The sequence below is a fragment of the Yersinia rochesterensis genome (genome assembly GCF_003600645.1).
Lineage (GTDB): Bacteria > Pseudomonadota > Gammaproteobacteria > Enterobacterales > Enterobacteriaceae > Yersinia > Yersinia rochesterensis.
Genome location: NZ_CP032482.1, coordinates 1,466,655 through 1,489,570, shown reverse-complemented (window position 1 = coordinate 1,489,570; position 22,916 = coordinate 1,466,655). Strand labels below are relative to the sequence as shown.

The following is a 22,916-nucleotide window of genomic DNA, read 5'->3' as shown; positions in this document are numbered from 1 at the left end:
TTAAGATATAGCGATGAATTGCTGGCGCAACTGGTGTACTTGATCGCGTAATTCTGCCGCCTGTTCGAACTCCAGATTTTGCGCGTGTGTGTACATTTTCGCTTCCAACTCCCGGATTTTTTGGTCAAGCGCTTTCGGTGCCAGAGATTGGTAATCGTGGGTATCAGCCACTTTACCGCCCCGCCCTTTCCCTTTACCGCGCAGTGAAGGTTGGCCCAATTGCAAAATATCGCCGACCTTCTTGTTAAGTCCCTGTGGAATAATGCCGCGCTCTTCATTGTAAGTTTGCTGCTTAGCCCGGCGGCGCTGCGTTTCACCAATGGCTTTTTCCATCGAGGCCGTAATTCTGTCACCATAAAGAATTGCTTTACCATTGAGGTTACGTGCTGCACGGCCAATGGTCTGGATTAAGGAGCGCTCGGAGCGCAGGAACCCCTCTTTATCAGCATCAAGGATAGCGACAAGAGAAACCTCCGGCATATCCAGCCCTTCTCGCAGTAAGTTGATCCCCACCAGCACATCAAACTCGCCCAGACGCAAATCGCGAATAATCTCTACGCGCTCAACGGTGTCAATATCCGAATGCAAGTAACGCACCCGCGCACCATGTTCTACCAGATACTCCGTTAAGTCTTCGGCCATCCGCTTAGTCAGCGTGGTCACCAGTACCCGCTCATTAATCGCCGCGCGGATGCGGATCTCTGACAGCAAATCATCCACTTGTGTTGCCACCGGGCGCACTTCAATCAATGGATCGAGCAAGCCGGTTGGGCGCACCACCTGTTCAATAATATCGCCACCGGATTTCTCCAGTTCGTATTTGCCGGGAGTGGCAGAGACATAAATGGTTTGCGGCGCCAGCGCCTCAAACTCTTCAAAGCGCATTGGGCGGTTATCCAGCGCCGATGGCAGCCGGAAGCCATATTCCACCAAGGTTTCTTTCCGCGAACGGTCACCTTTGTACATGCCGCCGATTTGCGGGATGGTAACGTGGGATTCATCCACAATCAGCAAACCATCCGCCGGGAGGTAATCAAAGAGGGTTGGCGGCGCTTCACCCGGGCCACGACCAGAAAGATAGCGGGAATAGTTTTCAATGCCGGAGCAGTAGCCCAGTTCATTCATCATTTCGAGATCAAACTGAGTTCGCTGTGTAATCCGCTGTTCTTCAACCAATTTATTGTTGGCTAATAACACCTGACGCCGCTCAGCTAGCTCAATTTTGATGTCTTCCATCGCCTGTAAAATACGCTCCCTCGGGGTAACGTAGTGCGTTTTAGGATAGACAGTAAAACGGGGAACTTCATGCTGTAGTTGGCCGGTGAGCGGATCAAAAATGGACAGTCGCTCAACTTCTTCATCAAATAATTCAACCCGCACCGCCCACTCATCAGATTCCGCTGGGAAGATGTCAATAACCTCGCCACGCACCCGGAAAGTTCCGCGCTGAAACACTTGGTCATTGCGGCTATATTGCAATTCTGACAAGCGCCGTAAAATTGCGCGCTGATCAATTATCATGCCCTTGGTTAAATGCAGCATCATTTTCAGGTATAAGTCGGGATCACCCAAACCATAAATGGCGGAGACCGAGGCCACCACCACCACATCGCGTCGCTCCAGCAGGGCTTTAGTCGCTGACAGCCGCATTTGCTCAATATGCTCGTTTACCGAGGCATCTTTCTCAATAAAGGTATCAGAGCTTGGGACATAGGCTTCGGGCTGATAATAGTCATAGTAGGAGACGAAATATTCCACCGCATTATCGGGGAAAAACTCTTTCATCTCGCCATAAAGCTGTGCCGCCAAGGTTTTGTTGGGCGCTAATACCATAGTGGGCCGATTCAAATCAGCAATAACATTGGCAACCGTAAAGGTTTTGCCCGACCCCGTCACCCCCAACAGCGTCTGATGGGCCAGACCATTTTCCAACCCCTCCTCCAGTTTACGGATGGCCTCAGGCTGATCACCCGCTGGCTTAAACTCAGAATGTAGTTTGAATAATTTACTCATGAATTTGCTACCCGCCGGAGAAATACACACTGTCAGGAGGCTAATTATGAAAGCCCCATAGATTTTTTCCACTGCTATGATACTGGATATAAAACCAGCTTCAAGCAGCAAAATGCCGAAATAGCTCTCAATGCGATATCCTTTGCATTGTTACAGTGACATGTTGCTAACATTTGCACCCTAAACGTATTTTATCCCCAGCCGTTCACATAAATACATTATTGATAGTCAATTGATTAAAGTTCATCCATATGTATTAGTTATATTTTTGAGTGCTTGATTTTAATTAACCAATTGAAATTTAAATAAATTACCAAAAAGCCGAGAATCCGGACAACATGAGCGTAAGCCGCGTCCGCTCTCGCTTGCCATCAGTTTTCTATGGCTAATGCACAAGGTTATCCACAGGAATGGTGGATAACTCATTCAAGCCCATAAGGGCCGCGTGTTGGCGAAAAGCAAAGCTTAGCGATTTAATTGTGACAAACTGGCTTTTTTAGTGTTTTTTTTACATATTTATTTCACCGCATATTTCAATTAGTGCTAATAAATCTATTTGCTAATTCTATAATTTCAGCATTCTACGTGTACAAACTTAACAATCACCTGCATGACTATATTTTTTGCACCATGTTATGCTTGATAGCACTGCTTAAGTGCAAAAAAATGCCACTCCCCTCCGATCCCTCCCACGGTTTGGGCTATTTGAGTATATCTTCGCGCGCCAAAACTATTTACAGCCCATTAACATACATATTTTAGCTCGCTTCAGCGCAACTTGGCCCAAGAGTTGCTTGATCTTGATAGAGAGATACTCACAACCACTCGTCAAAAAGATGGTTTTTATGCTGTGCTGCCGCTACCCAGTATGCAGATTTGCTGGTTAATCCTCACTAGCCGTTACAGAACACCGGGATACCTGTGAACAACTGAGACTGACTAAGGAGAAGCACTGATGCTGAGTTTAACCGCTGTAAATCAATACTATGGGCAGAATCATATCCTTTGGGATATCAATCTGGAGATTCCTCGCGGCCAATGTACCTGCCTAATTGGCCGCAACGGCGTAGGGAAAACCACGTTAATTAATTGCATCATGGGCCATCTGCCAATTAAAAGTGGCACCATGACCTGGCAGCCTAACCATGAACCACCACAGAATTTGCTACAGCATCCTGTCGAGGAGCGCACCGCGCTGGGTATCGGCTATGTTCCTCAAGGGCAACAGATATTTTCCCAAATGAGTGTCGAGGAGAATATGTTGATAGCCGTGTTGGCTGGCCGCCATCCATCGCGCCATATTCCGGGCTGGGTTTTTGAGTTGTTTCCCCAGCTATATGATAAACGCAGTCTGCGGGGTGGCGAACTGAGCCGCAATCAGCAGCAGCAGTTGGCTATTGCTCGTGCACTGGTGACCGAGCCGGAGTTGCTTATCCTTGATGAGCCGGGCAGTGGTGTATTGCCGCCATTACGTGAAGAAATCAGTAATATATTGCACCAACTCAGCAGCAGCTTTGGCATGACAGTATTGTTAGTCGAGCATAGATTGCCGTTTATTCAACATGTTGCGGATAGATTCTGTCTGATGGCGGACGGCAGAAATGTGGCACAAGGGACATTAGATCAGTTGGATGAAAATATGATTATTGAGCATTTAGCCAGTTGATATGGCGCAGGCAAGCTCCGTCAGCAGCATATTGGTGCCAAAAGAAAAAGTGGGCTAATAACCGGTATTAGCCCTTTTCAATACCAACTAACTAAAAATGCGTATTTACCGCGCCACAGCCAGCAAACTTAAATCCAGATAGTCACCCAGATCAGAGCGCGTCGTCGCAGGATTATCAGCCAGATCATCCAAATGAGGAATCACGCCCAATAAGGGGGCGCTGATCATCTGTGTCAGTGTTGCCATGTATTCAGCTTGTCGCCGCCCCGCGGGGATCACTTCATTAGCGACCCAGCCCACCAGACTCAGCCCCGCCTGCTTAATAGCCAAAGCGGTCAACAATGCATGATTAATGCACCCCAATTTTATCCCAACAACCATAATCACCGGCAATTGTTCTTGTTGCACCCAATCAGCAAAAGTGGCTTGTGAAGAAAGTGGCGTAAACCAGCCACCCGCCCCCTCGACCAGTATCCAGTCAGCGGATTGCTCAAGCTGGCGCAACCCTTCAGATAACACAGACAAATGAATCTCTTGCCCTTCACTTACACTGGCAATATGTGGCGAGGTCGCCTCCAGCAATGTCAGCGGGTTCACCTGTGCATAAGACAATACTTGAGTGCTGTTGGCCTGTAATGCCAGCGCATCACTGTTACGCAAACCATCAGCCGTCATCTGGCTGCCCGAGGCCACCGGTTTATAACCGGCAGTGCGATATCCCTCAAGTGCAGCAGCTTGTAATAATGCACAGCTGGCAACTGTCTTACCGACATCAGTATCTGTGCCGGTGATAAACCAACGTTTAGTCACGATAAATAACCCCATAAACTAAATGGTAACTCAGCGGGAAATAACTGGATTGCCTGTTATAAGCGCACTCTAAGGCCATTAGGCGTTGGCGGCCACTCAACCCAGCCTCACGCCCCTGATGCACATGTGTGGCACCAATGCCCTGTAGCGAACGCATAAGCGCAATGACATTCGGAAATTGTTGCTGATATAACTGCGGTGTCAGAGTGTGTCGGTAATCTTGGCAAGCCGCACTAATATGTTGAAATGGCAGGAAATCATTCACATGCCGCTTGCCATCAACCTGTTGCCATGCCCGCCCCAACTCATCAAGCGAGCCACTCGCCAGTGTTGAAAACAGAATGATTCCCCCACGGCGTGTAACCCGATAAAGTTCAGCCAGCGCCACCGGTAAATCGGCACACCACTGCACCGCCAAGTTGCTAAAACTGATATCAACTGATTGATCTGCTAGCGGAATATTTTCAATATCGGCGAGAAGATAGTCATCGGCGGCCTGGTGTTGGCGGGCGTGCTCCAGCATCCCAGCCGCCAAATCCAATGCAATAACCCGCTTACCGCGCTCGCGCCACAGGCGAGAAAAATGCCCGGTGCCGCAGCCCGCATCCAATACCCTTTGCCCCGGATGCTGCGCGCCGAGGGCCAGCAAGGTATGGCCGGTTTCCCGCTGTAAATCGGCAGCGGTGTCGTAGCTGCCAGCCGCCCGACTAAAAGCTGCGGCAATCGCCGGTTTATTCACTTTTGATTTATTCACTGTCGGCTGATTCACTGCCCGCTTCTTACCCCATACGGGCGGTGCATTCTCAGTGGCAAACGCCATATAGCACCTCCAGCAGCTGGTCGATATCTTCACTTTGATGAGCCGCACTCAGGGTAATGCGCAATCGGGCACCACCAGGGGGAACTGTCGGCGGGCGAATAGCCGTGACCCACAACCCCGCTGCGCGTAGCTGTTCCGCCAATGCCAGGGTCTGCTGATTATCGCCCACCAAGAGCGGCTGGATGGCAGTTTCAGATGCCCCTAATGGCAGCGGTAAATTTGCCGCACCGTGGCGAAATTGCGCAATACGCAGCTGAAGCTGTTGCCGCAAATCATCACCTTGCTGAATACGCAGTAATGCGGCTTGTAACGCACAGGCCTGTGCTGGCGGCATTGCGGTGCTGTAAATCAGGTGACGCGCATATTGCAGCAAATATTCGGCGACAGGTTCCTGACACAATACTGCCGCGCCGCTTAACCCAAACGCCTTGCCAAAAGTGACCACCAATAGCTCGGGTTTCACCCCTTGTAACTGGCAACTGCCCCGCCCCGCGTCACCCCGCACGCCGATACCGTGGGCATCATCCACTAATAACCAGCCCCCTGCCGCCGCAGTGTGTTGGTGTATAGCCGCCAATGGCGCGCTGTCGCCATCCATGCTAAAAACGCCTTCCGTCACCACCAAAGTTTGCCCTGAACACGGCTTATTGAGCAGTTTTTGCAGGGAATCGGGGTGATTATGAGCAAAACGCCGCAGTTGAGCTGGCGAGTGTGCAGCGGCCTCCAGCAAAGAGGCGTGACTGAGTTTATCCGCCAAAATTCGGTCATCGGCGGCAGTTATCGCCGCCAATACCGCCTGATTAGCCGCATAACCGGAGATAAATAACAACGCGCGCGGGTAACCCAGCCAGTCAGCCAATTGCTGTTCCAATTGGGCATGAGGCAAGCTGTAGCCCGTCACATGGCCGGAGCCACCGCTACCCACGCCATAGCGCTGCGCCCCTTGCTGCCAGGCCGCAATCACCGCGGCATCCTGACTCAATCCCAAATAATCATTACTGGAAAAGTTAAGATATTGCCGTGCGCCGGTCTGCAACCAGCGCCCATTAGCGCCGTCATTCATTTGGCGACTGCGATAAGCGGCTGCATCGCGCCGTTGCTGCAAACCCTGCTCTATTTTGTCCTGCCAGCTCATCAGACAGCCGCGTTATAAAATTGAACTGAGTCTTCGGGCGATGAGTCGCCGTGCAATGATTTATCTGATAACAATTGCTCGGCCAAGACTTGCTGCTGTTCACGATCGCCGTGATCGGTTGCCGTGTGTTGTGGATTCAGCCCCAATTTGCGGAACAGTTGTAAATCTTTATCTTCTTCCGGGTTCGGTGTGGTGAGTAATTTGCAGCCGTAGAAAATGGAATTGGCCCCCGCCATAAAGCACATGGCCTGGGTCTGTTCATTCATCTGCTCGCGGCCAGCAGAGAGCCGCACATAGGAGGTGGGCATCATGATGCGGGCAATCGCGATAGTGCGAATGAATTCGAAAGCATCCACATCTTCGTTATTTTCCATTGGGGTGCCTTTCACTTTGACCAGCATGTTGATCGGCACACTTTCCGGTGGTTTCGGCAAATTCGCCAGTTGCACTAATAGCCCGGCGCGGTCACGAACCGTCTCCCCCAGCCCGACAATCCCACCGGAGCAGACTTTAATGCCCGCATCACGCACTTCGCTTAGGGTATCGAGCCGCTCCTGATAACTGCGGGTGGTAATGACACTGCCATAGAACTCCGGGGAGGTATCCAGATTGTGATTGTAATAATCCAACCCGGCATCGGCCAAACGGTGGGCTTGCTGCTTGTCCAAGGTGCCAAGTGTCATGCAGGTTTCCATGCCCATCGCCTTGACACCTTCGACCATTTTTTCCAGATAAGGCATATCGCGTTCATGTGGGTTTTTCCAGGCCGCCCCCATACAGAAACGCGTTGAACCCGCCGCTTTGGCTTTTTTCGCTGACTCCAGCACTTGCTCGACCTGCATTAATCGCTCACTTTCCAGCCCGGTTTTGTAGCGCGAACTTTGTGGGCAATATTTGCAATCTTCCGGGCAAGCACCGGTTTTAATCGACAACAAGGTACTGACCTGAACCTGGCGCGGATCAAAATGCTGACGATGAACAAGCTGTGCTTCAAACAATAAATCCAACAAAGGTTTTTCAAACAGGGCTTGGGCTTGCCCGACTGTCCAGCGAATATAATTTGCCATTACGGCCTCTCTAAGGAAGAGAAAAAAGTGTCGTCAGTGTAAATAAACTCGATATACTGTCAACCATTCTTACATCAATTTGGTTTACAACAAATCCTCATGACACCTTCTGACCTGGCTTTTGACCAACGCCATATTTGGCACCCCTACACCTCAATGACCGACCCGCTCCCTTGCTATCCAGTGGTGGCGGCTGAGGGCGTTGAGCTACAACTGGCTGATGGTCGGCGGCTGATTGATGGTATGTCGTCATGGTGGGCAGCTATTCATGGATACAACCACCCGGCACTGAATCAGGCGGCACACCAACAGTTGGATAAAATGTCGCATGTGATGTTTGGCGGTATCACCCATCCACCAGCAGTGAAACTCTGCCAACAACTGGTCGCCATGACACCATCGGCGCTGGAATGTGTGTTTTTGGCCGATTCGGGTTCGGTGGCGGTCGAGGTTGCCCTGAAAATGGCATTGCAATACTGGCAAGCAAAAGGGGAGCGGCGGCAGCGGATTTTGACCCTACGCCATGGTTATCATGGCGATACTTTCGGCGCGATGTCAGTGTGTGACCCGCAGAATTCCATGCACAGTTTATATCAAGGTTATTTAGCTGAAAATCTGTTCGCGACCGCGCCACAATGCCGCTTTGATGAGGAGTGGAACCCAGAAGACATCACGGATTTTGCTGCGATGATAGCAAAACACTCTGGTGAGATTGCGGCGGTGATTTTAGAGCCAATAGTGCAAGGCGCGGGCGGGATGCGGATTTACCACCCCAGCTACCTGCGCGAAGTGAGAGCATTGTGCGATCAGCATAAAATTTTGTTAATTGCTGATGAAATCGCCACCGGTTTTGGCCGCACCGGTAAGCTTTTTGCCTGTGAACACGCACAAATCGTGCCGGACATTCTCTGTCTGGGTAAGGCGCTTACAGGCGGATATTTGACTTTATCGGCCACACTAACCACCCGTAAAGTGGCAGAAACCATCAGTAATGGTGATGCCGGGTGCTTTATGCATGGGCCGACATTTATGGCAAACCCGCTGGCTTGCGCGGTGGCCTCGGCTAGTTTGAATTTATTGGCTGAAAATCACTGGCAACAGCAAGTTTCCGCCATAGAAATACAATTGAAACAAGCACTTTCACCATTAGCAGAGCATAAAACAGTGGCTGATGTGCGGGTATTAGGGGCCATCGGGGTAGTGGAAATGAAACAACCGGTTAACGTCGCCCACCTACAACGCGGCTTTGTCAAACACGGCGTGTGGATCCGGCCCTTTGGCAAGCTGATTTACCTGATGCCGCCTTATATTATTTCGTCGGAGGCATTATCTCAACTGACTGATGCAGTGGCTTCTGCGGTGGACAGTGCCAATTAGAAAAATGGCCTTATTGGCGTCATTGTCGCAGTCAGTTTGGATGCGGACAGCGCACAGTAACCGGAGCGTACAAAAAGTACGTGAGGATTACGAGCACTGCCCAAATTCAAAATGGCAAGTAAAATAGCCTATTTCGCCAAAATACTGACCCACATCGGGCCTTTCCCGACCGGATAGCGATTTAGCGTGGTCAGCTCGCCGCTGTTCTGGTCAATACGATACACGGCAATATGATCAGATTTCTGACCAGAAGAGATCAAGAACTGGCCGCTGTGGTCAATATTGAAACCGCGCGGCTGTGCTTCAGTCGGATGATGCCCGACCAAGGCAATTTCTCGCCCATCTTCAGAAACACTGAAAATCCCCAACAAACTGGCGGTACGGTCACTAATATACAAATGACGGCCATTTGGCGTGATATGAATATCAGATGCCCAACGGGTATCACTAAAACCAACCGGCATGGCATCCAGTGTTTGAATAATCTTATATTCTTGTCCGTTATTACTTATTTGGTATACATCAACCGAGCTATTCAGCTCATTCACACAATAAGCCACCTGCTGATTAGGGTGGAAAGCCATGTGACGCGGGCCAGCACCAGCGGTAACTGTCACACTCGCCTGTGCGTGTGGTGTCAATTTGCCCGCAGCACTCAAATCAAATAAACGCACTTTGTCTTCTTTCAGACAAGGCACCAGCAGGATTTGATTGGTCGGGTCAATATTTGCCGAGTGCGGCGCAGGTAAGTCATCAAGCTGCTGAATGGGTGCCTGTACCACACCATGCTCATCAATGGGGCTGATACTGACACAGTTGAAACTGTAAGAAGCAGAGAACAAGAAACGGCCTTGTAAATCCGTACCAATATGAGTTGGGCTGCCCGGCAGTGGCGCCATACCGGCGGCGGTCAAGGTGCCATCGTCGCCAATATTGTAGCTAACAATACCAAAGTCAGGGCGAACTCCAACATACAGATGGCGCTGGTTGGGGTTGATTGTCATCGGCTGCACCTGGCCCGGTACTTCCACCGTTTGCAGTAAAGTGAGTGCACCGGAGGAATCTAATTGCCAGACATGAATCTGCTGACTGTCTGGGCTTGCCACGTAAACCACTTGCTTCATCTTTACTCCTTAGTCGAACCTGTTGGGCAATGCTATTAACATATTATTTATATCCTAGATAATACAACAGTCCGCCGTCGCGCGGCTCAAAACTTATCCCGCTTATTTTTAACCGATTATGCCCCCCACTCCCAAGCCAGGTTTAATCAGCCTGCTATCCGGTGTACCATCAGAAAATACTATCCAAACATATTATTTATATACTTTTTAATAAAACCGGGACTGCCATGACATACCGTATTATTGCATTGGATCTGGATGGAACACTTCTCGACAGCAAGAAACGCATTTTGCCAGAATCTTTATCCGCACTGGCCCAAGCACGGGCTGAAGGTGTGAAAGTGGTGGTGGTCACTGGCCGCCATCATGTGGCGATTCACCCGTTTTATCAGGCTTTAGCACTAGACACCCCCGCAATTTGCTGTAATGGCACCTATATTTATGATTATAAAGCCAAAAAAGTTTTGGATTCCAATCCATTACAACCCCAGCAGGCGGTTCAGGTATTACAATTGCTGGAACAAAGTGATATCCACGGGTTGATGTATGTCGATGACGCTATGCTCTATCAGCAAACCAGCGGGCATGTGGTTCGTTCCCTGAGTTGGGCCGAGTCATTGCCGGTTGCCCAGCGCCCAACACTGCTGCATGTCGAGAGCTTATTAGATGCTGCCCATAGCGCCAATGCTATCTGGAAATTTGCCACTTCCCATGCCGATATTGAGCAATTAAAAGCATTCGCCAACAAAGTAGAAAATGACATGGGGCTGGCGTGTGAATGGTCGTGGCATGACCAGGTGGATATTGCGCAAGCCGGTAATAGCAAAGGGATGCGCCTGCAACAATGGGTTGAATCTCAAGGTTTGAGCATGAAAGATGTGGTGGCTTTTGGCGATAACTTTAATGATTTAAGCATGCTTGAGACCGCCGGTTTGGGTGTGGCGATGGGCAATAGCGCCGATGCCATCAAACAACGGGCTGATTTGGTTATTGCCGATAACGAACAGCCGGGTATTGCTGCCGTTATCCGCCAGCATGTATTGGCTTAATCATTAAGTCTAAAGACTAAAAAAGCGCCTTGATGATGGGCGCTTTTTTATTTCTTTCATTATCAGTATGTTGAGCTTAATTTTTGCGATTAAACGACACACTTTTTATCTGTGCGTAAACCCACTGACCGGGCTTCAGCCCCAGCTCATCCCGCGCCCATGGTGTAATTCTGGCCCATAACCATTGGTCGCTAACGGCCAGTTTGACATCAATCTGCCCATCAACTTCAAGACACTCGGCTATTTTTACCGGCAAGATATTACGAATACTGCTGTTTTGCGGTGGCTGCAAGACTAATGAAACATCGGCCGCATTAATCCGGATACGCATTGAGTCGCCCTCTTGCGCCTCCAGCTTGCCGACCCACAACCGCTGGTCGCCTAATGCCAATGCCGTCATTGCATAGCGGTCATGATGACCAATGACACTCACCCGCAATATGCTGCTCGGCTCTTCCCGTTGCAGCCATGGGCGCAGTGCGCTACTGGCCCACACTTCCTCCAATCCACCTACCGCCCGAACTTTACCGGCATCCATCACCACCACTTGATCCGCCAGACGCAAAATCTCATCCATACTATGGCTGACATACAATATCGGCGTATTGACGTCTTGCGCCAAGCGCTCCAAATACGGCAATAGCTCACGTTTACGCGGCAAATCCAGCGAAGCCAAGGGTTCATCCATCAGCAGTAGCTCAGGGGCGGTCAGTAATGCACGGCCAATGGCCACCCGCTGTTTTTCGCCACCAGACAGGGTGAGTGGGAAGCGGCCTAATAACGCCTCGATCCCCAGCAAACCGACAATGGTATCAAACTGCCCGCGCATGGACGGGCTCATGCCGTATTGCAAATTGCCCATCACGCGATAATGGGGGAATAAGCGGGCATCCTGAAAGACATACCCCACACGGCGTTTTTCCGGCGGCAGATAAATCCGCTGTTCTGTATCCACTAATACCCGGCCATTGAGCACAACTTTGCCTTGCTGCGGGCGGGTTAGACCGCCAATCACATTGATCAATGAGGTTTTGCCGGCTCCCGACAAACCAAAAATAGCCGTAATCCCTTGCGCCGGTAAATTAGTGGAAACTTGCAGATTCAAATCACCCAATTGTTGAGTGAAATCCAGTTCTAGCATGGTGCCCCCATGCGTTTTTTACCCCAACGAGCCAACCATTCCGACAGCAACAGAGAAACCAGCGACAGAATAATGGCGATAATACACAGCCGCGCAGCCGCAGCTTCAGCACCGGGTGTTTCAATTAAGGTGTACATTGCCAATGGAATGGTGCGGGTTTCGCCGGGGATATTGGAAACAAAGGTGATGGTCGCGCCAAACTCCCCCAGTGAACGGGCAAAAGACAATACTGTGCCAGCAATGACGCCCGGTAAAGATAGCGGCAGTGTAATGGTGAAAAACACCCGCCACGGATTTGCCCCGAGGGTACGTGCAGCCAGCTCCAGGCGGGTATCGACCGCTTCCAGCGCCAGTCGGATGGCCCTGACCATCAACGGGAAAGCGACCACCGCCGAGGCCAACGCCGCACCGCGCCAACTGAAACTGAAATTGATGCCAAACCAGCTATAGAGCCATTCGCCAATAAAACCGCGCCGACCCATGCTTATCAACAGCAAATAACCAATCACCACTGGCGGTAGCACCAGTGGCAAGTGAATCACGCTGTCTAACAAGGACTTACCGGGAAAGCGGCAGCGCACTAAAATCCATGCCATTAAAATACCTAATGGCAAACTGAACACCACGGCAACACCAGACACCTTCAGGCTCAGAATGATGGCCTGCCACTCATACTCGCTCAATATCATTAGCGTGTGGTAAATCCATATTTTTCGAAAATAACTGCCGCTGCAGGGCTTTTCAGGTAATCATAAAAAGCTGTAACGGTAGGATTTTCATGACCTTTGACAATCGCCATTGGGTATTCAACCGGCTTATGACTCGCTGCCGGGAATACCCCCACAACTTTCACTTTATCGCTGGCAATAGCATCTGAACCATAGACGATACCCAGTGGCGCTTCGGCCCGTTCGACCAGTGCCATAGCACTGCGGACATTATTGGCCCGCGCCATTTCTGGGGCTAAAGTTGACCAGGCACCTAAATTCTCCAGTGACTCTTTGGCATAAATCCCGGCAGGAACATGATCAGGATCGCCGACAGCCAGGCGGCCGCCCTTTAACAATTTCTTCCAATCGGTTTTTTTATCAATCTCGACTTTATCAATTTTGCTGTCTTTTGGCGCGATCAAAACCAGCTCATTACCTAACAAGGTATAGCGGGTGTTAGCCACCATTTGTTGTTTATCAATGACATAATCCATCCATTGCTGGTCAGCAGAAATAAACAAATCCGCCGGTGCGCCCTGTTCAATCTGGCGTGCCAGAGTCGAAGAGGATGCATAAGAAGCCACGACATCAACTTGCTTCTCTTTTTTATACTGTGCCGCAATGTCTTGCAGCGCATTGGTCAAAGAGGCAGCAGCAAAAACTGTCATGTCAGCCGCCATGGCCGAACTGGAAAATGCCGCTAACAGTGCTGCACTCGCGACCCATTTATTCACTTTACCGTATTGATTCTTCATCTTATTCTCCACATGAGTGATATCGTTATATACATTGAAATATAACGCAACACTCCGGGCAGGTCATTCAGTTTATCGGCAAGATGTGAGGTAACTTGAGTTGTCGCAAGATAGCGCAAGAAATGTAGCAAAAGATAAAAACGAAAATGCCCGGCGTTCTTCCGCCAGGCATTTATAAGATGGATACCAACACGTCAAAAAATTTTAATGACTTTAGATTAAGCGCGTTCTTTCTTATTACTGCTTTTGGAGATGATGTTAAATACCTCACCCAGCCCATAGATCAGGCCCAAAATCACTGCCATCACTACTGGGACCATGACCACAGCAAAGAGCAGACTTTTCAATAGATCTAACATATCAACCTCTCATGACCACTTTATAGCGCGATAAACCACGTTATCACAATAACCAATAGATATCATTCGCTGTAATTTATATGACCAATGAATGAATCCAGTTATTTTAACCCACACTAAAAGAATGTAACCTGCCAAAAGTGCGGTTTGAGCCTCGGTGCTATCCACTTGATGTTCATTAACTATAGACCGACTGTTGAGTCATCACCCCCGTTTCCCGCTGGAGCAAATCATCATGCAGGCCGAAATCCTACTTACGTTAAAACTTCAGCAGCGACTGTTTGCCGATCCGCGACGAATTTCATTACTTAAACAAATACAAAATACAGGATCTATCAGTCAGGGCGCGAAACTCGCCGGAATTAGCTATAAAAGTGCCTGGGATGCCATTAATGAAATGAATACATTGGCAGAGGAAACACTGGTCGAACGCGCGACTGGTGGCAAGGGCGGCGGCGGCACGTTTCTGACCCGTTATGGCGAGAGATTAATTCAACTCTATGATTTACTTGCGATAATTCAGCAAAAAGCATTTGATACTCTGAAAGACGACTCAATGCCGCTGGACAGTTTACTCGCGGCCATTTCTCGTTTTTCACTGCAAACCAGCGCCCGTAATCAATTTTTCGGTACCCTGATTGAACGCGACCACCAGCATGTCCAGCAACACGTCAATATTCTTTTATCTGACGGGAAAACCCGGCTATCTGCGGCGATAACCCAGCAAAGTGCTGACCGACTACAACTGACAACCGGTAAAGAAGTATTAGCACTTATCAAAGCGCCTTGGATAAAGCTGGTGACTGACCAGGCGTTGGCGGGTGCAGCCGATAACTCTCTGCCAGGGACGGTAAGCAGTATCGAGCAGGGTAATGAGCACAGCGAAGTTATCCTGACCTTAGCGGGAGGTGCTAGCCTCTGTTCGACACAGAATAACAGTGAACTGCATAAGCTTAATTTACGCGTGGGCAGCCCAGTTATTGCACAGTTCAATGCTGATCGAGTCATTATCGCGACACTTTGCTAAATAATTCAGATTAGTTATTAACCGTGGGCAAGATATTTACCTGTTGACATTTAACCCTATACCACCTATCCCTACACTATTATTACGTTGCAGAATATGGGAAAAGTGATGTCTGAGTTGCAAATATCGCAAGGTTGTTTTCGTCTGAATGACACCAAGACACTCATCTTGCCCGAGCTTTCTATTTCCTCCGGTGTTCAGCAACAACCTGGCGATAGCTGGGCATTTGTCGGTGCCAATGGCAGTGGAAAATCGTCATTGGCCAAAGCCTTATCAGGGGAGCTGACCCTGCTTAACGGTAGCCGCCAGAGCAATTTCAACCATATTGTGCGCTTGTCCTTCGAGCAACTCCAACAATTAGTCAGCGAAGAATGGCAGCGTAATAACACCGATTTACTCAGCGTCGATGAAGATGATACCGGGCGTACCACGGCCGAAATCATTCAGGAAGAATGTAGTGACCCGCCGCGTTGCCAACAGTTAGCCGAGCAATTTGGCATCAGCCACTTACTCTCACGCCGTTTTAAGTATCTTTCGACCGGCGAAACCCGCAAAACACTGCTGTGCCGGGCATTAATGCCGCAACCCGACTTGCTGATTCTGGATGAGCCGTTTGACGGTCTGGATGTGGCCGCCCGCGCCCAGTTGGCGGGCATGTTGTCCACACTGTCGGCCCACGGGGTCACACTGGTTTTAGTGCTTAACCGCTTTGATGATATTCCCGATTTTGTGCAACACGTTGGCGTGCTCGCCGATTGTCAATTGACCCATACTGGCCCGCGCCAACAGATCCTTGCCGAAGCTCTGATTGCTCAACTGGCACACAGTGAAAACATTGATGGTTTGTTATTGCCCGAGACGGAAAATCCACAGCAACACCCCCGCCTCCCACAAGATAAACCGCTGATTATATTGCGTAATGGGGTAGTTGAACATAATGACCGCCCCATTTTGCATAACCTGAGCTGGCAGGTTAACCCCGGAGAACACTGGCAAATTATCGGCCAGAATGGCGCAGGGAAATCAACTTTACTCAGTCTGATTACTGGCGACCATCCACAAGGTTACAGTAATGATTTGACACTGTTTGGCCGCCGCCGTGGCAGCGGGGAAACCATCTGGGATATCAAGCGCCATATCGGTTATGTCAGCAGTAGCTTGCATTTGGACTACCGTGTCAGCACTAACCTGCGTACCGTGATTTTATCCGGCTTTTTCGATTCAATTGGTATTTATCAGGCGGTATCAGACCGCCAGCAGCAGCTTGCCGATCAATGGCTGGCTTTGCTGGGGTTTACCGCCGCAACTGCCGACCAGCCTTTCCACAGTTTATCTTGGGGGCAACAGCGCTTAGCACTGATCGCCAGGGCGCTGGTCAAGCACCCCGCACTATTGATTCTTGATGAGCCGCTACAAGGTTTGGACCCACTCAACCGCTTGTTAGTGCGACGTTTTATTGATGTGATGATCGGCGAGGGGGAAACTCAACTGCTGTTTGTCTCTCACCATGCAGAAGATGCTCCGCAGTGCATTACCCACCGGCTGACCTTTGTTCCCGATGGTGATATTTATCAATATCAGCAGGAGAAATTGCCCCTCTGAATGCGGTTAAAATATTCATATAATTATATTATACTGAAAAATAACAACCTCTTTTCATCCCCATTCCGGGGGGTATTTACAGTCATTTATGCTACTATTCCCGCCGTCAGATATGATTCATGCTGACGGCGGGGATGGTTTCGATTATCTGGTTTAAAATAGTTAGGATTTAACAACTAAAGGGACGATTTATGTGGGGCGTACTTGCTGCATCACTGCTTTTCTTATCAATTAACCGGGTACTTTCCCTGTTTCTTTTGGCTTTATCATTATCTGTAGCCCTTTATCACGGCGTTCTGACCCTACCCTCTGCGGGGTTCTTGCTGCTGACACTGATAGTTGCCCTGCTGCTAAAGAAATACCGCCAACAAAAATGGCTTGCCGCCGGGCTAGAATTGCTCTTAGTGCTCGCTGCTATCGCCTTATTCCTGCATCTGGTTCCTGGTTTTAATAACCTAAAAATATTAGATAAAGTCAAGGTTGGGCCGCTCAGTGCCGCCTTTAGCATGTATTACAACCTTGATAAGGCGCTGGTACCCTTTATTTTACTTGCTTGCCTGCCCACCTTGTTTGTTGCGAAAAAGCATCTATCTGTCGGGCGGCTCGGCTGGGTAAGTTTGATTGTTAGTATCCCGGCATTGCTACTACTGGCGGTCGCCTTAGGTGGTTTGAAAGTTGAAATGCACACGCCAGCATGGGTTGGCTCCTTTGTTATCGCCAACGTGTTTTTTGTGTGTTTGGCCGAAGAAGCACTCTTTCGCGGCTATTTGCAGCAACGCCTAAGCCAATGTGTGGGGAATTACCCCGCGCTGCTGCTCACTGCCCTGCTATTCGGTGCTGCGCATATGGCAGGCGGCCCACTATTGATGGTATTTGCCGCATTGGCTGGGGTGATTTATGGTTTGGCATGGCTGTGGAGTGGCCGTTTATGGGTGGCCGTGGCCTTTCATTTTGGCCTGAATTTAATGCATTTGTTGTTCTTTACCTATCCGCTGTATTCCGCTCACTGATTTTTACTGACTATCTTTTGCTGACTACAGCTTTTTACTGACAACAGAATCTTTACTGGCTACAGCCCGGCCCGATGCCATTTTCCCCACGGCATCAGGCCGTGGCTATCACTAACAGTGATATTCCCGCTAAATTTATGGGTGAGAACGCTACCATTTCCCTTCTGTTTATCATGCCCAAAGTTTCTGCATCTTTGTCCATTCTGACTAATTGCCCTGTATTTATACCTTGATAGAGATTAAGCTAAACTAAATTTAAATGTAAACGATTCCATTATTGAGCGCAGATCACCTTTTCTCACATAATGGCATGCTATCTTTCTGAGACAAAAATGATTCGAGGAGCCTTTATGTACGTTCTGGTAACAGGTGGTAGCGGTTACATTGGTAGCCATACCTGTGTACAGTTGATTGAAGCGGGTTACAAGCCCATTATTCTCGACAACCTTTGCAACAGTAAATCCAGCGTATTAGCTCGGATACATCAATTGACCGGCTACACACCTGAACTTTATCAAGGTGATATCCGTGACCGCGCCCTACTCGACCAAATATTTGCAGCTCATTCTATTCATGCTGTCATTCATTTTGCGGGCTTAAAAGCCGTGGGCGAATCTGTCAGTAAGCCGCTGGAATATTACAATAATAATGTCTTCGGCACCTTAGTGTTGCTGGAAGCGATGCGCGCCGCCAGGATCAAAAACCTTATCTTCAGTTCTTCCGCCACGGTGTATGGCGATCAACCGCAAATTCCTTATGTTGAAAGCTTCCCGACCGGTTTACCTTCCAGCCCATATGGCCGCAGCAAATTAATGGTTGAGCAAATTCTGCAAGATGTTCAATTAGCTGATCCGCAATGGAATATGACTATCTTGCGCTATTTCAACCCGGTGGGAGCGCATCCGTCAGGGCTAATGGGGGAAGACCCACAGGGCATTCCGAACAACTTGATGCCGTTTATTGCGCAGGTTGCAGTAGGCCGCCGTGAATCACTGGCGATATTCGGCGATGACTACCCGACCCCTGATGGCACTGGGGTGCGTGATTATATTCATGTAGTCGACTTAGCTGATGGCCATGTCGCGGCGATGAAAACACTGCACAACCAGCCCGGCGTACACATCTTCAATTTGGGTGCAGGTGTTGGCCACAGTGTTTTACAAGTGGTCGAAGCTTTCAGCAAAGCTTGCGGTAAGCCCCTGGCTTACCATTTTGCACCACGTCGCGCCGGCGATCTCCCAGTTTATTGGGCAGACGCCAGCAAAGCCGCAGAACAGTTGGGCTGGAGAGTCAGCCGCTCACTGGATGAAATGGCCGCTGATACCTGGCGTTGGCAATCACATAATCCTCAGGGCTATCCCGATTAAGGTATTGTTATGACTAATTTTAACCCTGTGGATCATCCACATCGCAGATATAATCCACTAAGCGACCAGTGGGTATTGGTTTCACCGCATCGGGCCAAGCGCCCATGGCAAGGTCAGCAGGAAGCACCCGCGACTGAGAGTTTACCCGCGCACGATGCTGATTGTTTCTTATGCCCCGGCAATACTCGGGTGACCGGCGACGTCAACCCTGACTACCCGTCAACCTATGTATTCACTAATGACTTTGCCGCGCTCATGCCCGACACCCCCGACGCGCCGCAAAGTGATGATCCGCTGATGCGCAGCCAGAGTGCACGCGGCACCAGCAGGGTTATTTGCTTCTCACCGGATCACAGTAAAACATTGCCGCAACTGACATTACCCGCACTGGAAGATGTCATCCAAACCTGGCAACAACAAGGTGCCGAGTTGGGTAAAATTTACCCTTGGGTACAAGTATTTGAAAATAAAGGCGCGGCCATGGGCTGCTCGAATCCCCATCCGCATGGGCAAATTTGGGCCAATAGCTTCCTGCCCAATGAAGCCGCGCGCGAAGACCGGCTACAACAGCAATATTTCCAAGAACATCAATCACCTATGCTGCTCGATTATGCCGAACGTGAGCGCCGTGACGGCAGCCGGACGGTGGTTGAAACCGAGCATTGGTTAGCCGTGGTGCCCTATTGGGCGGCGTGGCCGTTTGAAACCTTGCTGCTGCCCAAAACCCATGTCCTGCGTTTAGAAGATTTATCCGATGAACAGCGCCGTGATTTGGCTATTGCCCTGAAAAAGCTGACCAGCCGCTACGACAATCTTTTCTCATGCTCTTTCCCTTACTCAATGGGATGGCACGGCGCGCCTTATAACATTTGTTGTCCTGATAAAAACGATCATGGCGCTGATAACACCGATGACAACAAACATTGGCAGTTACATGCACATTTTTATCCGCCATTACTGCGTTCTGCGTCAGTACGGAAATTTATGGTGGGTTATGAAATGCTGGCCGAAATCCAGCGCGACCTGACAGCAGAACAGGCGGCTGAACACCTGCGGGCAGTCAGTGATGTTCATTATCGAGAAGCCGGAGTCAAATAATGAGTTTAAAACAGCATACCCAGGCCATTTTCCGCCAACAGTTTGGTCATGAATCGGACATCACCATTAAAGCGCCGGGGCGCGTCAATCTGATTGGCGAACATACCGATTATAACGATGGCTTTGTATTGCCCTGCGCCATTGATTATGAAACCGTGATAAGCATTAGCAAACGCGATGACCGCCAGATTCGTGTCATTGCGGCTGATTATGAAAATCAACAAGACATATTCTCTCTCGATGAGCCAATTGTCCCACATGCGCAATACCGTTGGGCAGATTATGTGCGCGGGGTGGTAAAACACTTGCAGCTGCGCCATGCCGATTTTGGTGGGGCAGACTTAGTCATCAGCGGCAATGTCCCACAAGGTGCTGGCCTGAGTTCATCGGCTTCTTTAGAAGTGGCTGTCGGACAGGCGCTGCAATCCCTCTATCAGTTGCCCCTGAGTGGCGTGGAACTGGCGCTCAATGGGCAAGAAGCTGAAAATCAGTTTGTCGGCTGTAACTGCGGCATCATGGATCAGCTGATTTCAGCACTCGGCCAGCAAGACCATGCGCTGCTGATCGACTGCCGCACGCTTGAAACTCGCGCAGTAGCGATGCCCGAAAACGTGGCAGTGGTGATTATCAATTCCAATGTGAAGCGCGGTTTGGTTGATAGCGAATACAACACCCGCCGCGAGCAATGTGAAACCGCAGCGCGCTTCTTTGGGGTTAAAGCCCTGCGCGATGTTGACGCGAAACTGTTCTTCTCTATTCAGGATGAGTTAGACCCGGTGGTAGCTAAACGTGCTCGCCATGTGATTACCGAAAATGAGCGCACTTTGGCAGCGGCGGATGCATTGGCGGCTGGCGATTTGAAATTGATGGGGCAATTGATGCACGAGTCTCATATTTCAATGCGTGATGATTTTGAGATCACAGTTCCGCCGATAGATAGCCTGGTGGATATTGTGAAATCTGTTATTGGGGAGCAAGGTGGTGTCCGAATGACTGGCGGTGGTTTTGGCGGCTGCATTGTCGCGCTAATGCCAAACTCGCTGGTCGAGCAAGTTCGTGCGGCTGTCGCGCAGCAATATCCGGCATACAGTGGCGGCAGGACTGAAACCTTTTACGTTTGCCAAGCTTCACAAGGAGCAGGTTTATGCTGAAAAACGACTCTGCATCACCAAGCAGTGTTGACCAGTTAGCACCGGATGGTCACCCCTTTGAATTGACCGAATTACATAATAAAGCGGGCATGAGCGTGACGCTGATGGATTGGGGCGCTACCTGGTTATCAGCAATATTGCCACTAAAAGGGGGCGAAAAACGTGAGTTGCTGCTGGGCTGCCAAACCCCGGCCGATTATCTGCATCAAGCGGCTTATCTCGGCGCGACAGTTGGCCGCTACGCCAACCGCATCGCGAAAGCACAAATCACCGTGGAGGGCGAAATCCTCCATCTGATACCCAATCAAGGCGAGAACCAACTACATGGTGGCCCGGAAGGGTTCCATAACCGGCGCTGGACAAAGGTTAAACAGGATGAAAAACAGGTGACTTATCAACTGTTTTCTCCTGATGGCGATCAGGGTTTCCCCGGTAATCTAACCGCCGAAGTGCAGTATCTGCTGACCGAGGATAATCGCCTGGAGATTCGCTATCAGGCTCAGGTTGATAAAACCTGCCCGGTAAACTTAACCAATCATGCGTACTTTAATCTCGATGGCGAAGGGCGAGATGTGCGGGCACATCGATTACAGCTGTTTGCTGACCGCTATTTACCGGTCGACAGTGATGGGATACCAACCGGCGGACTCGAAAGTGTTGAAAAAACCGGCATGGATTTTCGTCAAGCGAAAACGCTGGCACGAGACTTCCTGCAAGACCGTTGCCAACAGCGGGTTAAGGGCTACGACCATGCCTATCTACTGCATCGCACCTGTGGTGCTACCGAAAGCCCGGCGGCGCACCTGTGGTCGTCTGATAATCAAGTCCAAATGAGCGTTTACACCACCGCACCCGCATTGCAGCTCTATAGCGGTAATTTCCTCGGCGGAACACCTGCACGTAATGGCGGAACCTATGCCAGTTACACTGGCGTCGCTCTGGAAAGTGAATTCTTACCTGATAGCCCTAATCACCCGGAATGGCCACAACCCGATTGCTGGCTAAAGCCGGGGAAAGCCTACCACTCAACCACTGTTTATCACTTTATTGCGCTTTAACTTTATTTCGCTATACGCTGTTAGCATTACCACTCCGGTGGCAATGCTAATGGCATAATATATAACCAAAACCTACCCTTATTGATAAACAGCATCTACGCTTAAGACATCTGTCAGGCGGTCATACTGGCATCTTGCTCGCCCTTTCAGATCCTAACGTTACTGAATAAACAGTGCTTAAATAAAGGGAACTCTTATGCGTCTAACTACCCTATGGTTACTCTCAGCCGGATTACTACTCAGTGCGAATGTGATGGCGGCGGAGACAGCAGTGAAAACACCCTCGCCCGCTCAGGCAGCGCAACAGAAGAAAATGACCGACTGTAATCAGCAAGCTGCGACTCAATCGCTGAAAGGCGATGACCGCAAGAAATTTATGAGCCAATGCTTGAAAGCACAGGTTCATCCAGATGAAAAAGCCCTCACACCACAACAGCAGAAAATGAAAAGTTGTAATGCTGAAGCAGCGACCAAAGCGCTAAAAGGCGACGCACGCAAAACTTTCATGAGCACTTGCCTGAAGAAAGCCGCTTAACTTTATGGGGTCAGTTCAAACCCCGCAATCTATGGGGTATTT

General features: G+C 49.8%; 21 protein-coding genes. 11 read left to right on the top strand and 10 right to left on the bottom strand.

The window, feature by feature from the left end; translation table 11 throughout:
- Positions 1–2,013 carry an excinuclease ABC subunit UvrB gene (gene uvrB / locus DXZ79_RS07050; protein ID WP_050291521.1) on the bottom strand — a complete coding sequence of 671 codons (2,013 nt, stop codon included), beginning with the start codon at positions 2,011–2,013 and terminating at the stop codon, positions 1–3.
- A gap of 955 nt (positions 2,014–2,968) precedes the next feature.
- Here uvrB and DXZ79_RS07045 point away from each other — a divergent pair.
- Positions 2,969–3,679: an ABC transporter ATP-binding protein gene (locus DXZ79_RS07045; RefSeq protein ID WP_038634556.1), complete on the top strand. Its 711-nt coding sequence runs from the start codon at positions 2,969–2,971 to the stop codon at positions 3,677–3,679.
- 105 nt (positions 3,680–3,784) lie between these two features.
- Here DXZ79_RS07045 and bioD read toward each other — a convergent pair whose 3' ends face one another.
- Genes bioD through bioB form a run of 4 tightly spaced genes read right to left on the bottom strand, consistent with a single transcriptional unit; the run spans position 3,785 to position 7,511 of the window.
- Positions 3,785–4,489, bottom strand: coding sequence for a dethiobiotin synthase (bioD, locus tag DXZ79_RS07040; RefSeq protein WP_050291431.1), 705 nt, complete (start codon positions 4,487–4,489; stop codon positions 3,785–3,787).
- Positions 4,482–5,309 carry a malonyl-ACP O-methyltransferase BioC gene (gene bioC, locus DXZ79_RS07035; protein ID WP_038634563.1) on the bottom strand — a complete coding sequence of 276 codons (828 nt, stop codon included), beginning with the start codon at positions 5,307–5,309 and terminating at the stop codon, positions 4,482–4,484. The genes bioD and bioC overlap by 8 nt, the downstream gene beginning before the upstream one ends.
- Positions 5,293–6,444, bottom strand: a complete 1,152-nt coding sequence (bioF, locus tag DXZ79_RS07030) for an 8-amino-7-oxononanoate synthase (protein WP_050291432.1) — start codon at positions 6,442–6,444, stop codon at positions 5,293–5,295. The genes bioC and bioF overlap by 17 nt, the downstream gene beginning before the upstream one ends.
- Positions 6,444–7,511 (bottom strand): biotin synthase BioB, encoded by a 1,068-nt coding sequence (gene bioB, locus DXZ79_RS07025; RefSeq protein WP_038634570.1) that lies wholly within the window; start codon positions 7,509–7,511, stop codon positions 6,444–6,446. The genes bioF and bioB overlap by 1 nt, the downstream gene beginning before the upstream one ends.
- A 99-nt stretch (positions 7,512–7,610) precedes the next feature.
- On the opposite strand from bioB, the gene bioA reads away from it, so the two are divergent.
- Positions 7,611–8,888 carry an adenosylmethionine--8-amino-7-oxononanoate transaminase gene (gene bioA / locus DXZ79_RS07020; protein ID WP_038634572.1) on the top strand — a complete coding sequence of 426 codons (1,278 nt, stop codon included), beginning with the start codon at positions 7,611–7,613 and terminating at the stop codon, positions 8,886–8,888.
- 128 nt (positions 8,889–9,016) lie between these two features.
- Here the strand turns inward: bioA and pgl are convergent, their stop codons facing one another.
- Positions 9,017–10,012 (bottom strand): 6-phosphogluconolactonase, encoded by a 996-nt coding sequence (pgl, locus tag DXZ79_RS07015; protein ID WP_120011175.1) that lies wholly within the window; start codon positions 10,010–10,012, stop codon positions 9,017–9,019.
- A 227-nt stretch (positions 10,013–10,239) separates the two neighbouring features.
- On the opposite strand from pgl, the gene DXZ79_RS07010 reads away from it, so the two are divergent.
- Complete coding sequence (locus tag DXZ79_RS07010; RefSeq protein ID WP_038634576.1) at positions 10,240–11,061, top strand: pyridoxal phosphatase; 822 nt, start codon at positions 10,240–10,242, stop codon at positions 11,059–11,061.
- A gap of 76 nt (positions 11,062–11,137) precedes the next feature.
- On the opposite strand, the gene modC is transcribed toward DXZ79_RS07010, so the two are convergent.
- The 4 genes from modC to DXZ79_RS06990 form a co-directional block, all read right to left on the bottom strand.
- The gene (modC, locus tag DXZ79_RS07005; protein ID WP_038634577.1) at positions 11,138–12,202 is read right to left on the bottom strand and encodes a molybdenum ABC transporter ATP-binding protein ModC; all 1,065 of its coding nucleotides are present in this window, start codon (positions 12,200–12,202) and stop codon (positions 11,138–11,140) included.
- Entirely contained in the window at positions 12,196–12,891 is a 696-nt protein-coding gene (gene modB, locus DXZ79_RS07000) for a molybdate ABC transporter permease subunit (RefSeq protein ID WP_038634579.1), read from the bottom strand. The genes modC and modB overlap by 7 nt, the downstream gene beginning before the upstream one ends.
- The gene (gene modA / locus DXZ79_RS06995) at positions 12,891–13,667 is read right to left on the bottom strand and encodes a molybdate ABC transporter substrate-binding protein (RefSeq protein ID WP_120011174.1); all 777 of its coding nucleotides are present in this window, start codon (positions 13,665–13,667) and stop codon (positions 12,891–12,893) included. The genes modB and modA overlap by 1 nt, the downstream gene beginning before the upstream one ends.
- 218 nt (positions 13,668–13,885) lie before the next feature.
- Complete coding sequence (locus DXZ79_RS06990) at positions 13,886–14,026, bottom strand: AcrZ family multidrug efflux pump-associated protein (protein WP_038634585.1); 141 nt, start codon at positions 14,024–14,026, stop codon at positions 13,886–13,888.
- A 235-nt stretch (positions 14,027–14,261) separates the two neighbouring features.
- Between DXZ79_RS06990 and modE the strand changes: the two genes are divergently transcribed.
- The 8 genes from modE to DXZ79_RS06950 all read left to right on the top strand — a co-directional run bounded on the left by modE (position 14,262) and on the right by DXZ79_RS06950 (position 22,874).
- Positions 14,262–15,053, top strand: a complete 792-nt coding sequence (modE, locus tag DXZ79_RS06985) for a molybdenum-dependent transcriptional regulator (protein ID WP_038634588.1) — start codon at positions 14,262–14,264, stop codon at positions 15,051–15,053.
- 108 nt (positions 15,054–15,161) lie between these two features.
- A complete protein-coding gene (gene modF, locus DXZ79_RS06980; protein WP_038634591.1) occupies positions 15,162–16,655 on the top strand; it encodes a molybdate ABC transporter ATP-binding protein ModF in 1,494 nt (497 codons plus the stop codon).
- Positions 16,656–16,846: 191 nt separating this feature from the next.
- Positions 16,847–17,665 carry a CPBP family intramembrane glutamic endopeptidase gene (locus DXZ79_RS06975; RefSeq protein ID WP_038634594.1) on the top strand — a complete coding sequence of 273 codons (819 nt, stop codon included), beginning with the start codon at positions 16,847–16,849 and terminating at the stop codon, positions 17,663–17,665.
- Between the two features lie 350 nt (positions 17,666–18,015).
- A complete protein-coding gene (gene galE, locus DXZ79_RS06970; RefSeq protein WP_038634597.1) occupies positions 18,016–19,032 on the top strand; it encodes a UDP-glucose 4-epimerase GalE in 1,017 nt (338 codons plus the stop codon).
- A 9-nt stretch (positions 19,033–19,041) separates the two neighbouring features.
- Positions 19,042–20,130: a galactose-1-phosphate uridylyltransferase gene (gene galT / locus DXZ79_RS06965; RefSeq protein ID WP_038634601.1), complete on the top strand. Its 1,089-nt coding sequence runs from the start codon at positions 19,042–19,044 to the stop codon at positions 20,128–20,130.
- A complete protein-coding gene (galK, locus tag DXZ79_RS06960; protein ID WP_038634604.1) occupies positions 20,130–21,281 on the top strand; it encodes a galactokinase in 1,152 nt (383 codons plus the stop codon). The genes galT and galK overlap by 1 nt, the downstream gene beginning before the upstream one ends.
- Positions 21,275–22,339, top strand: a complete 1,065-nt coding sequence (gene galM, locus DXZ79_RS06955; protein WP_038634607.1) for a galactose-1-epimerase — start codon at positions 21,275–21,277, stop codon at positions 22,337–22,339. Before galK ends, galM begins: the two co-directional genes overlap by 7 nt.
- A 196-nt stretch (positions 22,340–22,535) precedes the next feature.
- The gene (locus tag DXZ79_RS06950; protein ID WP_038634610.1) at positions 22,536–22,874 is read left to right on the top strand and encodes a PsiF family protein; all 339 of its coding nucleotides are present in this window, start codon (positions 22,536–22,538) and stop codon (positions 22,872–22,874) included.
- Positions 22,875–22,916 lie beyond the last annotated feature (42 nt).

What these genes read in the sequence shown, in the direction of transcription:
- uvrB (WP_050291521.1), bottom strand. Translation starts at nt 2,013, where the DNA reads ATGAGTAAATTATTCAAACTACATTCTGAGTTTAAGCCAGCGGGTGAT.
- DXZ79_RS07045 (WP_038634556.1), top strand. Translation starts at nt 2,969, where the DNA reads ATGCTGAGTTTAACCGCTGTAAATCAATACTATGGGCAGAATCATATC.
- bioC (WP_038634563.1), bottom strand. Translation starts at nt 5,309, where the DNA reads ATGGCGTTTGCCACTGAGAATGCACCGCCCGTATGGGGTAAGAAGCGG.
- bioF (WP_050291432.1), bottom strand. Translation starts at nt 6,444, where the DNA reads ATGAGCTGGCAGGACAAAATAGAGCAGGGTTTGCAGCAACGGCGCGAT.
- bioB (WP_038634570.1), bottom strand. Translation starts at nt 7,511, where the DNA reads ATGGCAAATTATATTCGCTGGACAGTCGGGCAAGCCCAAGCCCTGTTT.
- bioA (WP_038634572.1), top strand. Translation starts at nt 7,611, where the DNA reads ATGACACCTTCTGACCTGGCTTTTGACCAACGCCATATTTGGCACCCC.
- pgl (WP_120011175.1), bottom strand. Translation starts at nt 10,012, where the DNA reads ATGAAGCAAGTGGTTTACGTGGCAAGCCCAGACAGTCAGCAGATTCAT.
- DXZ79_RS07010 (WP_038634576.1), top strand. Translation starts at nt 10,240, where the DNA reads ATGACATACCGTATTATTGCATTGGATCTGGATGGAACACTTCTCGAC.
- modC (WP_038634577.1), bottom strand. Translation starts at nt 12,202, where the DNA reads ATGCTAGAACTGGATTTCACTCAACAATTGGGTGATTTGAATCTGCAA.
- modB (WP_038634579.1), bottom strand. Translation starts at nt 12,891, where the DNA reads ATGATATTGAGCGAGTATGAGTGGCAGGCCATCATTCTGAGCCTGAAG.
- modA (WP_120011174.1), bottom strand. Translation starts at nt 13,667, where the DNA reads ATGAAGAATCAATACGGTAAAGTGAATAAATGGGTCGCGAGTGCAGCA.
- DXZ79_RS06990 (WP_038634585.1), bottom strand. Translation starts at nt 14,026, where the DNA reads ATGTTAGATCTATTGAAAAGTCTGCTCTTTGCTGTGGTCATGGTCCCA.
- modE (WP_038634588.1), top strand. Translation starts at nt 14,262, where the DNA reads ATGCAGGCCGAAATCCTACTTACGTTAAAACTTCAGCAGCGACTGTTT.
- modF (WP_038634591.1), top strand. Translation starts at nt 15,162, where the DNA reads ATGTCTGAGTTGCAAATATCGCAAGGTTGTTTTCGTCTGAATGACACC.
- DXZ79_RS06975 (WP_038634594.1), top strand. Translation starts at nt 16,847, where the DNA reads ATGTGGGGCGTACTTGCTGCATCACTGCTTTTCTTATCAATTAACCGG.
- galE (WP_038634597.1), top strand. Translation starts at nt 18,016, where the DNA reads ATGTACGTTCTGGTAACAGGTGGTAGCGGTTACATTGGTAGCCATACC.
- galT (WP_038634601.1), top strand. Translation starts at nt 19,042, where the DNA reads ATGACTAATTTTAACCCTGTGGATCATCCACATCGCAGATATAATCCA.
- galK (WP_038634604.1), top strand. Translation starts at nt 20,130, where the DNA reads ATGAGTTTAAAACAGCATACCCAGGCCATTTTCCGCCAACAGTTTGGT.
- galM (WP_038634607.1), top strand. Translation starts at nt 21,275, where the DNA reads ATGCTGAAAAACGACTCTGCATCACCAAGCAGTGTTGACCAGTTAGCA.
- DXZ79_RS06950 (WP_038634610.1), top strand. Translation starts at nt 22,536, where the DNA reads ATGCGTCTAACTACCCTATGGTTACTCTCAGCCGGATTACTACTCAGT.